The following is an 11,491-nucleotide window of genomic DNA, read 5'->3' as shown; positions in this document are numbered from 1 at the left end:
AGGTTTGTGATGAAGATACTTATATATATTATCGTAACGGGAATGTTACTGGGTGGATGTAGCGATTTTCTGGAGGAAAATTCTCAAGATTTGATGATTCCCAAGACTGTGCAGAATTACAAGGAGTTTTTGTATGGTGAAGGTTTGAACAATAAGGTTGTCCTTTGTGAATATTTGGATATTATGACAGATGATGCCGATGAAATTATTAATATAAAAAGACCTTATGAAACGAGTGTGGATGCTCGTAAATTTTGGTCTTATTACACTTGGCAGGAATATCCAGAGATTCAGCAGGACAATTCTTTGTTGGAAGACAATGCATGGGGTGAATATTACCATAGAATATTGATTGCTAATATTATATTGGAGGCTTTGGATGAAATGGAGGGAACACATGCGGAGAAAATGGATTTGGCGGGTGAGGCTTATTTTTTGCGTGCTTGGTCTTATTTTATGTTGGCTAATTTATATGGTAAGCCGTATGTCGATGAAAAACAGGCAGCTAAAGATTTTTGTGTACCAATCAATCGGGCTACAGGTATTGAAGAAAAATCATTGTCCCGTTCTTCGATAAAAGATGTGTATGACTTAATGGAGGCGGATATAATATCTTCAATTGCAGCTTTTAAGGTGTCGACAGTCGAGAAAACAATTTTTCGTCCGAATTTGCCGACTTCTTATTTGTTGGCTTCCAGAATAGCACTTTTCCGGAAGGATTATGACAAAGTGATTGCTTATGCCGATTCTGTGCTGCTCTCGACGGAAAAGGCGTTATTTGATATGACGGCGACCTATGCAATCCCTCGTTTTTTGAATGTCGGGAATCATGAAATATTATTTTCTTATGGTGAAGCTCCTTCTGGTGGTTTGGCTGCTTTTCAGTACTCTTCTTTGAGGCGTGCTGCTTTTATTCCGTCAACGGATTTATCGGATTTGTATGCGGAAAATGACGAACGGAAGACTTCTACTCTATTTTTTAGTGCAGGAGGAATGAAGCCGATGAAATATTATGGCTCCACGTCAGATGGTATGTATCCTCATGCTTTCCGTTTGGCAGAGGTGTATCTGAACCGGGCTGAGGCGTACGCGGCAAAAGGGATGACCACCGAGGCGCTTCGGGAGATTAATGCTCTTCGGGAGAAGCGAATTTCCGAGAATTACGAGGTCACGGCGACGACGGCTGAGGATGCCTTTACACTGGTAAAGGACGAGCGGCGGATGGAGTTCTGTTTCGAGGGTTTCCGTTGGTTTGATTTACGCCGGTGGGATCGTCCGAAGATTACACATCGTTTTTCTTCAGCGGAGAATCCGAGTAATTATATTGAATATGTCTTACAAAAGGATGATCCTGCTTATACTTTGCCGATACCACAGAAAGAACGGGAGATGAATTTATCAATAGAGAATATCGATCGCCCACGACGGGATAAGTAGATAAATTTAAAAAGAAGAAGTTATGGAACGAATAAGATTAATGATTATATGCGTGTTGTTGCTTGGCTTTTACGCGTGTTCGAATGAAGATGATATTCACGCCAAGGTGGAAGACAGTTGGTATAACTTGGAAGACGATCCATCCGATCCCGTTCAACATTATATCTATCAGTTTTATCAAGATTACCGGACGATTATCATTAAAGATCCGGAAGTAGAGGATTATCGATACAATTTTAAAAAACGTAATAATATCAAGATTGTAGCGCCTGTTCAAGAAGCTGTTTTATTACAAAAGGGGTTGGATATGGTGAAAGATGTCTTTATTGATATTTATCCGGATAATTTTAAAAAGAAATATTTCCCGTATTCTATTATTATGGCTGATTCGGTTCTTTTCCTCGGGATGGAAGATCAAATACCTTCTTATCATGCTTACGCGAGTACCAATTTTGTCGCTATTGCCGGGATTCGTACGGAAATGAACAATTATACGGATAGCGATATCCGGGAGATTCGAGGAGAAGTGAATGCTAAGTTCTGGAGTGATTATTTGGCTGCTGTTAAAGGTGTTTTTGTTATTCCGGATGATTTTTACGAGGTGAGTAAGAAGTTTTACGGGCAGAGTGATTGGGACTGGGATGTGGTTTATACTCCGGATGATGTGGATTGGCACGAGATGGGATTTATTTCGTATGATCCGGGTAACACGAGTTATGATGATGATCCGATTTTGGGAGGATGGTGGATTCAAGCTCCCAATAAAAGTATCGATGTTTCGCAGTGGTTGGAGTTCGTGTTCCGTGTGACTCCGGGAGAACGGGATATGTTATTGGAGAAATATCCCTTGATGAAAAAGAAATACCGGATATTGCAGGAAGCAATAAAGGGATGTGATGGTTTTGATATTTCCAACTTAGAATGAAATATTTATATAGTTTTTAGGACAAAGGAGGAGGTCGCTTGGCTTCCTCCTTTGGTGTATTTTTGTCATTACGATAATTTGTGTGATTGTTTGGCTTTAAAGATTATTCTTTATATTTGTGCATTCGGAGAGTATTTTATGTCGTCTTGGGATATAAAAGATGTGGGGAATTAAAACGTGTAAAAAATGGATCTATGATGCAGGCTGTTCCGATCGATATGGGTCGCTTGATAGATGGTGACGAGAAGATATTCAAATGTCTGTTCGATTCTTCGTACGTGGGAATGGTGCAACAAGCCGTTTATTATACGAATGATCCGGACGTGGCGGAAGATGTCGTGCAGGAGGTTTTCGTGCGGTTGTGGGAGAAGCGTGAGGAACTGAGGGGGATTGAGAATATTCAGGGATATTTGTCATTCAGTGTAAAGAATAGATGTCTGAATCATTTGGAACACCAGCAGGTTGTGGATAAATACAGGCAACATTGTTTGATGTCGGAGATGTCGGAAACGGATGAAAGTCCGGAAGTTCTGATCGAGGAGGTGAGTCGTTTGTTGGAGAAGTTACCGGAAAAAAGACGAAGGGTGCTGGAGATGAGTGTGCTCGATTCCAAGTCTTACGCGGAAATAGCGGGGGAGTTGGGGATATCGTTGAACACGGTGAAGGATCATATAAAAAAGGCATATTCTTTTCTGAGGGAAGAGGCACGGAAGAGTATTTCCTACTCTGTTCTTTTTATCGCGTTATATCGGCAAAAAGAAAAAAATAAGGAATAGGTGATTTTTTTTCATTTTTGAACCACTCGTTTTAAATTCTTACCTGTCTTTAGTATGAAAATAACCATAACAATGCAGGAAGAAATAGAAGATATAATCATGAAAAAGCTCTCGGGAGAGAGTTTGTCCCAAGAAGAGGGGGCGTGCTTTGAAGCGTGGTGTCAGGATGAGGAACATCAGGAGTATTTTGAAGACTTGCGTAAGATTCGCTCCGGGATTTTAGCTTCATTGGTGGTGAAGAAGGTAAACAAGGAGAAAGCATGGCGTAAGGTGCGTCCCGCTAGAAGAAGAACTTTGGTTTATCGTGTGGCGGGATACGCGGCAATGTTCGTGTCGGTTCTGGGGGTGGCTTTGGCGCTTCTTTCACGTGAAAAGCAAGATGAAAAAATAACTTACACTCGTTCCGTGGTACTGCCCGGGAAGAAAATGGCGACCTTAACGTTGTCCACGGGAGAACAAATCGTGTTGACGGACACGTTGCCTCAACTGAAAGAAAAAGGTACCGTTATTTCCCATTCGGAGGAAAAGGCGTTGGTATATAATCAAGTGCAGGATTCTGTTCCGGCGGGCGTCGTTTATAACGCGGTAACGGTTCCCCGGGGCGGAGAGTATAAATTAGCTCTGTCGGACGGAACCATTGTCTGGTTGAATTCCGATAGCTATATTCGTTATCCGGTGAGGTTTTTCGGTGATATGCGTCAGGTCGAGTTGCGGGGGGAGGCATATTTCGAGGTCGCGAAAGATGGCGGGAAGCCTTTTGTCGTGAGGATGAGGGAGTATAATATCCGGGTGACGGGGACTCAATTTAACGCCCGGAGTTATTCCAACGAAGGGACAGCCACGACTTTGGTGGAAGGTAGCGTGCAAATTGAAAGAGGTAAGACCGTGAACAAGTTAGTTCCGGGACAACAAGCCATATTAAAAGACGGGCAAGTGGAGGTGCGGAAAGTGGATGTGGAGAGCCAGATAGCGTGGAGGGACGGGAACTTCTCGTTCTCGCAATGCCGTTTGGAAAATATTCTGGATGAGCTTGCCCGCTGGTATGATGTCGATGTGTTCTACATGAATCAGCAAGTGAAAGATTACCATTTCTCCGCGTGGTTTAAGCGGAGTTCCTCGATAAGCGAAGTCATCGCTATTCTTGAAAAAACGAAAAAGATAAGTTTGAATTTAAAAGGAAGAATGCTTACCGTAAAAGACAATAGTAGAAATTAAAAATAAAACATGAGGCATATTTGCCGTATGCCTCGTGTATATAAAACTCCTCGCCAAAGGAATTTTAATGTTAAACTTGAAAAACAAAGTTATGAAATTTTTATGTAGAAACCTAATCTGGATTATGATTAAAATCAAGCTGGTATTCCTAGTGTTGATTTTGGGCTTCTCCAGTTTGAATGCGAAAGTTTGGTCGCAACAGGAGCGAATTGATTTTGTGTTCGAGAACATGAACATGGTTCAGTTTTTTGAACAGCTTCAGAAGAAGACTAATTTAAAGTTCGTGTTTAATCATGAAGATGTCCAGAAGTACACTGTAAATGGAAAAGTACATGACAAGTCTGTGGAGGAGATATTAGATATCGCCCTTGCAGGTAAGCCCTTGCGTTATGACATCACGAGTGATCACGTGGTGATTTATTATGCCGCGATTCCCGTTAAGGACGAGAAGCCGAAGGGGATTAAGATTAAAGGAACCGTGACGGACGAGGAGGGATTGACGCTACCCGGTGTTACCGTGGTAATCAAGTGGACAACTATCGGTACGGCTACCGATGTCGATGGTAAATTTGCCTTGGAGGTTCCCGAATCCGATACCACGAAACTGGTATTCTCGTACGTGGGGATGCAGACCTACGAGTTGAACATCTCGAAGAAGAAAACGGAATACAATGTTGTTATGAAGTCCGACAGTAAGGCATTGGAGGATGTTGTCGTGACCGGATTTTTCACGAAAAAGAAGGATAGTTTCACGGGTTCCGTGAAGACGATGACGGTGGAAGAACTCAAGGCTGTGTCGAACACGAATCTCGTGAGCGCGATTTCGATGTTGACCCCGGGTATGCGAATGGTGGAAAACAATGCTTTCGGGTCGAACCCGAACCGGATGCCGGAGATTGTTATCCGGGGTACTTCGTCTTTATCCACGGAAGCTGACCAGAGTGCCAATCAGCCGGTAATTATTCTGGATGGAGTGGAAATCACGATGCGTGATTTGTATGACCTTGATATCAATGATATCGAACGTGTCGATGTGTTGAAGGATGCTTCTGCCACCGCTCTTTATGGGGAGAAAGCCTCCAATGGAGTTATCGTGATCGAGAGGAAGAGAGTGTTGAATGACCGGTTGCGTTTGTCTTATAATTTGGACGGGGCGCTGGAGGTACCTGATTTGAAATCTTACGATTATCTGGATGCCAAGGATAAATTGGAATTCGAGCGTTTGGCCGGATTGTATAATTTCGAGTTGTTGAATGATTTTGAAGAATATAACCGGAAGAAGATATTAATATCCAAGGGATTGGATACGGATTGGATGTCCAAGCCTTTGCGTTCCGGCTTCACGATAAACAATTCTATAGGCGTGAGCGGTCGAGGTAATGGTATGACGTACCGGGTAAACGCGAACGTGAGAAACGTGAAGGGTGTCATGAAGAAAGACTACCGTAACACGATCGGCTTGACAATGTTCCTCTCTTATCACGTGGACAATAAATTGACAGTATCTTTCCAATCCAGTTTCTCCGATTTGAAATGGAAAGAAAGTCCTTACGGGAAATTCTCGGATTACGTGAGAATGAATCCTTATGATGCGCCGTACGATGAATACGGGCGTTTGAATAAAACAGGTTCATGGGAAATGGCGAATCCGTTGTATGAGGCTGAATGCGGGAATTATGACGAGGGAAATAGTCGTTCGTTCACGAATACTTTATCTTTCCGTTGGGATGTTTTGCCCGGTCTTTTTATCAATGGAAGCGGGTCTATCGTGACTTCCAAGGATCGGACGGAAGTGTTCTATTCTCCGGAGTCAAACGTGTTTAACGGTGTTTCTAACCGTTCGGAGCAGGGAACATTGGAAATTGTAAATGAAAGGTATTTGAAATACGAGGGGAAGATTATCGCGAATTACGCCCAAAATTTCGGGGAAGATTTACTTCTGACGCTTCATGCGGGGGCTGATATTATGAAAGAAACAACTACAAGAGACGGGTACATGGCTTATGGTTTTTATAAATCGTCCTTGCATGCTCCTAATTTTGCAGCCGGATTCGGTACGGGGACTAGACCTGATGGTTCCGAAGATGTCAGTACTAAAATAGGTCCGTTCGTGAATGCTAACTTTATTCTCAAAAACCGTTATTTCGTGGATGGGTCATTCCGTCGTTCCGGTTCTTCGAAGTTTGGAGATGAGAATAGATTTGCTCCTTTCTGGTCAGTGGGGGCAGGTTGGAACATTCATAACGAGGAATTTGCAACTCGTTTCGGATGGGTGAATACTTTCCGTTTACGTTATTCTTACGGTGTAACCGGAAACGTGAGTTTTGCACCTTATCAAGCCGTGACAACTTATTTTTATAATGGGGATAATTTTTATCTGCACGGTATTGGTGCTATACCCAAAACGATGGGTAATAGGGATTTGAAATGGGATTTGACGAAAGCGCACAATATCGGGTTGACTGCCGATTTTTGGGATGGACGTATTAATTTAACTTTTGATTATTACAGGAAGACGACGGATGATGTACTGATAGATATGTCTGTACCGCCTTCCGTGGGTGAGAGTACTGTGCGGAATAACCTCGGGCAGATGCGCAATGTCGGATTCGAGTTTGACGTGACGGCCTTGTTACTCTCGACCAAAGATTGGCGTTTTAGTATAAAAGTAAACGGTGACCATAACAAGAACGAGATTTTGGGTATCAGTAATAGTTTGGCCAAGTACAACGAGGAGGCAAACGCGGATGGTTCTTCATCACCGAAGGTATTGTATAAAGAAGGTGAATCCACTACCGCTATTTATGCCGTTCGTTCCGCGGGAATTAATCCGGCTACCGGAGAAGAAGTATTTATCAAACGGAATGGGGCATGGACATTGGAATATGATCCGAATGATAAGGTGGTCGTGGGTGACGAGAATGCATGGTTGAAAGGGGCCTTTTTCCCTATGTTGTCTTACCGGGGATGGCAGATTAATCTTTCTTTCGAGTACAATTTCGGGGGGCAGATTTACAACACTACCCGTGCCGATAATGTTGAGAATGTGAATCCCCGGCATAATGTAGACCGACGGGCATTTGAAGAACGTTGGAAAAATGTGAACGATGTTCCGCCTTATCTGGACATTGCAAATGCTGATTCGCGCACCAGTTATCATACCAGTCGGTTCGTGGAGGATGATAACAATGTAATATGCAGAAGTATAGAACTTTCTTATGAATTTAATCAAAACTTGTTGAAAAAGATAGGTTTCAAGCGATTGAGATTGAGCGCCGGGATGAAAGATCCTTTCCGTATGTCGACAGTTAAATTCGAGCGGGGAACATCATATCCGTTCAGTCGCGGATTTACTTTTTCAATTAGTCCGACTTTCTAATAAATATGGTTATGAAAAGATTGAAATATATATTGTTTATCCTGTTGATCGCTTGCTTTTCCTGTGATGATTTCTTGGATGTAAAGCCGACGGGAGAGATTGTGAATAACAAACTGTTTGAAACCGCCGAAGGTTTCGAGGAAGCTATTTACGGTGTTTATTCTTTTCTGGCGAGAGAGCCGTTGTACGGGAAGAATATGACTTACGGGTTGGTGGATGTCGTGGGGCAGTATTTTTCAGGCAGATGGGATAAACACTGGTCAAACGAGTTACGATTGTATAATTATAAGCACATGGAAGTGCGTCCCGAAATTGATACGATATGGATATCAATGTACAGGGGGATTTCTTACGTGAATAATATGCTGGAGAATTTGGCGGAACGTGATCCTTCCGAATTTGCCTTGTATAACGTGTATAAGGCTGAAGGCTTGGGATTGAGAGCTTTCATGCATTTCGAATTGTTGCGCTTGTTCTCGGAGAGTATTATCCAGAACCCGAACGCAACGGGTATTCCGTACCGGGAGAAATATTCTTATCAGGTTACCCCGTTTGACCCGATCAGTGAATCGTACAATAAGATTATCCGGGACTTTAAGGAGGCGGAGAGATTATTAGCGGAACATGGCGAATATTTTGACCGGACGGATGAGAATGCCGGAGGATTCGTGAAAGACCGGGTGATTCACATGAATCTGTATGCGGTGCAAGCACTCTTGGCACGAGTGTATTGGGAGAAAGGAGATCTGGAAACGGCTAAAAATTATGCCATGAAGGTAATAGAAGCTCCCTATTTCTCTATGGAGGCGAAGACTGATGTTGAGGATATTATGAATGGAGTTATTTCCGATAAGGAAACAATCTGGGGATTGTATTCAGAAGAATTTCCGAATTTTACCCGTGATGTTCTTTACTCTAGCGGAGGAAATCTTTCTTATGATCCCAAACCGGATTATCGTGATATTTATGAGATAGATCAGGACGGGTTCGATTATCGCTTGGATAAATGGTTTCAGACCTTGTCCGATCATGGTGCCGAGGGATTGCGGTGTATGAAAGTGGTCGATCGTTTCAAGGTGCGTCTGAATACGCGTCCCGTGACGAAATTGAGCGGTATTAATATGATTCGTTTGCCGGAATTGTACTATATCGTGGCTGAATACTATTTATTGCAGTCCGACATGGAAACAGCTGCCACCTATTTGGATAAGGTCGTGCGTGCCCGTGGTTTGAATGGTTTTAACAAGGGGGATGGGATGGTCGTTGTGACTCGTATGAATATCAATAATGACAGGCGGAAAGAATTGGTTTGTGAGGGACAATGGTTCCAGATATTGAAACATTATAATATGTCTATATATGAGGCGATTACTGACCAGACTTTCCAACCTTCAAAGGATATTTACGTGTTCCCCGTGCCTGATAGTGAATATGAATACAGAGATTAATTTGAATGTTATGAAAAAGATATATATTATTGCCATATTGTTATTCGGGGCATTGTTTTCGTGCACGGATGATGACTATCAATTATATAACACGTCGTTGACAAATAAGATTTATTTCGATAGGGATTCCTTCTTTTTCCAGTATGGACCAAGAGAAGATAAAGATGTCGATCTCGAAGTCCCGATTAGTTTGATTGGGTTGGCGAATTTTGACCAAGACGTGGAATTCAAAGTAAGTGCTGATATCCGTAATTCGACTGCTAAACTGGGCGTTCATTATGATATGGACGAGATTCAAGTTTTCATGAAAGATTCGGTGACGGCTGCTATTAAATTGGATTTCAAGAGAGACAATCTAGTGAAAGACATCCAGTATAAGCTCTACTTGAATTTGGAAGCGAATGACGATTATATACCGACGAACAGGACGAGATGTGTCGTGTTTTTTGGGGATATCAGTTTAGAGCAGCCGGAATGGTGGCGTCCTGATCGTTTAGGAACATATAATCAGGATAAATTGATTCTGTTTATCAAATATTTCCACGCCACGAAAGAATCACTCCCCGTGCTTTATGATGATATCGTTTCCAAATGGGGCGAGTATCTGGATAACACGGCGCATGATCGATTCGAGTACCTGTTGACGACCTATGTTTATCTGGGTTTCTTTAAACAACATGTTTATACTCCCATGTACGAGTATTATATCCAATCCGGAGATGATCATTACAAGTTACCGGATCCGGCAACAACAGAGTATGAATGATTGAAAAATAGGATATTATGAACAAGATAAAATATATATGGAGCATGATTGTCATCTTGTGCGGCTTACAGGCATGTTATGATGATAATTCAAAATTGGCGGATCAACCGATTATCGAGGTGAAGATTAATCAAACGGCAAAAGATTCGATCAATATCTATTTCAATAATACATTGGAAATTAAAGGAGATATAGAGTGTGAAACCGACGCGTTAACTTACCAGTGGGATATGGGACTTTACTCGATGGATTCGCAAACGGGCGAGTCTATGACAGTTTTCAAGAATATCTCTAAAGAAAAAGACTTGAGTTATGTGGTACGTGATTTGGGACACTATCACCTGCGGCAAGTGGTAACTAGCGAGGATGGAAGCACGATCAAATATTACCATGTTTTTGTGAATTCCCAGTTTGAAGAGGGATATACCATTCTAGGACGTCGCCCGGACGGGAAAGGGAGTATTGCTTTCATGAAAACTCTTACACCTGAAGAAATAGAACAAGGAATGCAACCGACGTTTATGCAGAATGCTTATGCTTACGCGAACGAGGGGGAGGAATTGTTTATGGATCCCGTGGACGTGGATAAGGTGGGAAAGTTTTTGTATATTTTGCATGGAACGTCACAGAAAATGCTCCAGATAGATGCTAAAACATTCAAGAAAGTGTATGAATATGATTTTAAATATTACGCTTTGGATTTTCTGCCGGGGAGATTAATGGCTTATGACGGTAATTTTAGCAGAGAGTTTGAAGTTGTTTCCAAAAATGGGGGTGTTGCGATGGTACAAACGGATCAACAGGCGATATTCCCCTTTCCCGGTCTTCCGAAAGAAACCGTGTACACGGATGCTTATGATCGTCCGAGCTGGAAGAGTAGCATGACGAGAGTATTTATCGGTAAAGACCGGGATGCCGTGTGTTGGAATGGTGCGAACGGGTACGATCCTTTTTTCTCTTATCAGGACTGTTTTGATTATTTTAAAGGCAGGTATGTAGTCAAATTGTTTCAGAATGAATCAACGGACGGTAATGATGTCTACGTGATCAATCGCACGGGAGGGCAAACTGTCATCACGGGTGTTAAAGCTATGATGTACAATTTTGCCGAAGGAGGAGGTCTTTGGGTACTTTTTGAACGTCCGATCCGGGAAGGTATAGTTACGGAAGATTCACAGATATTACCGAATGATTATTACTCTTGTGCTTTTGTTTCCAATGGGAATAAGGTATACAAATGGTTCTATACCCAACATGATTTGGAGGCGAATCCTTTTATCACCTTGCCTGATGGAGAAGAAGTGCGTTGTATGAATCATTACCAGTGTTCCCGAAGCGTTAGTGATGCAGAATATCAAGATTATTCGCGGCAGAAACAATTCTATATTGCCACTTACAATCCGGATCGGGAAGGCGAGTACAAGGGGTCGTTGTATATCTATGACGCGGATACGGGAGCCTTGGTAAATAAATACGAGGGGATCTCTGATGAGCCGGTGGCATTACTTTATAAGATTAAGTAAGAAAATATTAATAATGGAGATT

At 42.3% G+C, this 11,491-nt stretch carries 8 protein-coding genes; all 8 read left to right on the top strand.

The window, feature by feature from the left end:
- The first annotated feature begins 9 nt into the window (after positions 1-9).
- The 8 genes from H8S64_RS14510 to H8S64_RS14475 all read left to right on the top strand — a co-directional run bounded on the left by H8S64_RS14510 (position 10) and on the right by H8S64_RS14475 (position 11,469).
- The gene (locus H8S64_RS14510; RefSeq protein WP_186976942.1) at positions 10-1,437 is read left to right on the top strand and encodes a RagB/SusD family nutrient uptake outer membrane protein; all 1,428 of its coding nucleotides are present in this window, start codon (positions 10-12) and stop codon (positions 1,435-1,437) included.
- Positions 1,438-1,459: 22 nt separating this feature from the next.
- The gene (locus H8S64_RS14505) at positions 1,460-2,362 is read left to right on the top strand and encodes a hypothetical protein (RefSeq protein WP_186976940.1); all 903 of its coding nucleotides are present in this window, start codon (positions 1,460-1,462) and stop codon (positions 2,360-2,362) included.
- Between the two features lie 194 nt (positions 2,363-2,556).
- Entirely contained in the window at positions 2,557-3,138 is a 582-nt protein-coding gene (locus H8S64_RS14500) for an RNA polymerase sigma-70 factor (RefSeq protein WP_099290673.1), read from the top strand.
- A 54-nt stretch (positions 3,139-3,192) separates the two neighbouring features.
- Positions 3,193-4,353 (top strand): FecR family protein, encoded by a 1,161-nt coding sequence (locus H8S64_RS14495; protein WP_222621187.1) that lies wholly within the window; start codon positions 3,193-3,195, stop codon positions 4,351-4,353.
- Positions 4,354-4,444: 91 nt separating this feature from the next.
- Positions 4,445-7,732: a SusC/RagA family TonB-linked outer membrane protein gene (locus H8S64_RS14490; protein ID WP_186976935.1), complete on the top strand. Its 3,288-nt coding sequence runs from the start codon at positions 4,445-4,447 to the stop codon at positions 7,730-7,732.
- A gap of 11 nt (positions 7,733-7,743) precedes the next feature.
- Positions 7,744-9,180: a RagB/SusD family nutrient uptake outer membrane protein gene (locus H8S64_RS14485; RefSeq protein WP_176554932.1), complete on the top strand. Its 1,437-nt coding sequence runs from the start codon at positions 7,744-7,746 to the stop codon at positions 9,178-9,180.
- A 10-nt stretch (positions 9,181-9,190) separates the two neighbouring features.
- Positions 9,191-9,946: a DUF4843 domain-containing protein gene (locus tag H8S64_RS14480; RefSeq protein WP_176554931.1), complete on the top strand. Its 756-nt coding sequence runs from the start codon at positions 9,191-9,193 to the stop codon at positions 9,944-9,946.
- A 17-nt stretch (positions 9,947-9,963) separates the two neighbouring features.
- Complete coding sequence (locus tag H8S64_RS14475) at positions 9,964-11,469, top strand: hypothetical protein (RefSeq protein WP_186976933.1); 1,506 nt, start codon at positions 9,964-9,966, stop codon at positions 11,467-11,469.
- Positions 11,470-11,491 lie beyond the last annotated feature (22 nt).

This window comes from Butyricimonas hominis, from assembly GCF_014287455.1.
In the GTDB taxonomy this organism is placed as follows: domain Bacteria; phylum Bacteroidota; class Bacteroidia; order Bacteroidales; family Marinifilaceae; genus Butyricimonas; species Butyricimonas muris.
Note: the sequence above shows the minus strand (reverse complement) of the source record. Positions and strands in the feature narration are given on the sequence as shown.

What these genes read in the sequence shown, in the direction of transcription:
- H8S64_RS14505 (WP_186976940.1), top strand. Translation starts at nt 1,460, where the DNA reads ATGGAACGAATAAGATTAATGATTATATGCGTGTTGTTGCTTGGCTTT.
- H8S64_RS14500 (WP_099290673.1), top strand. Translation starts at nt 2,557, where the DNA reads ATGATGCAGGCTGTTCCGATCGATATGGGTCGCTTGATAGATGGTGAC.
- H8S64_RS14495 (WP_222621187.1), top strand. Translation starts at nt 3,193, where the DNA reads ATGAAAATAACCATAACAATGCAGGAAGAAATAGAAGATATAATCATG.
- H8S64_RS14485 (WP_176554932.1), top strand. Translation starts at nt 7,744, where the DNA reads ATGAAAAGATTGAAATATATATTGTTTATCCTGTTGATCGCTTGCTTT.
- H8S64_RS14490 (WP_186976935.1), top strand. Translation starts at nt 4,445, where the DNA reads ATGAAATTTTTATGTAGAAACCTAATCTGGATTATGATTAAAATCAAG.
- H8S64_RS14510 (WP_186976942.1), top strand. Translation starts at nt 10, where the DNA reads ATGAAGATACTTATATATATTATCGTAACGGGAATGTTACTGGGTGGA.
- H8S64_RS14480 (WP_176554931.1), top strand. Translation starts at nt 9,191, where the DNA reads ATGAAAAAGATATATATTATTGCCATATTGTTATTCGGGGCATTGTTT.
- H8S64_RS14475 (WP_186976933.1), top strand. Translation starts at nt 9,964, where the DNA reads ATGAACAAGATAAAATATATATGGAGCATGATTGTCATCTTGTGCGGC.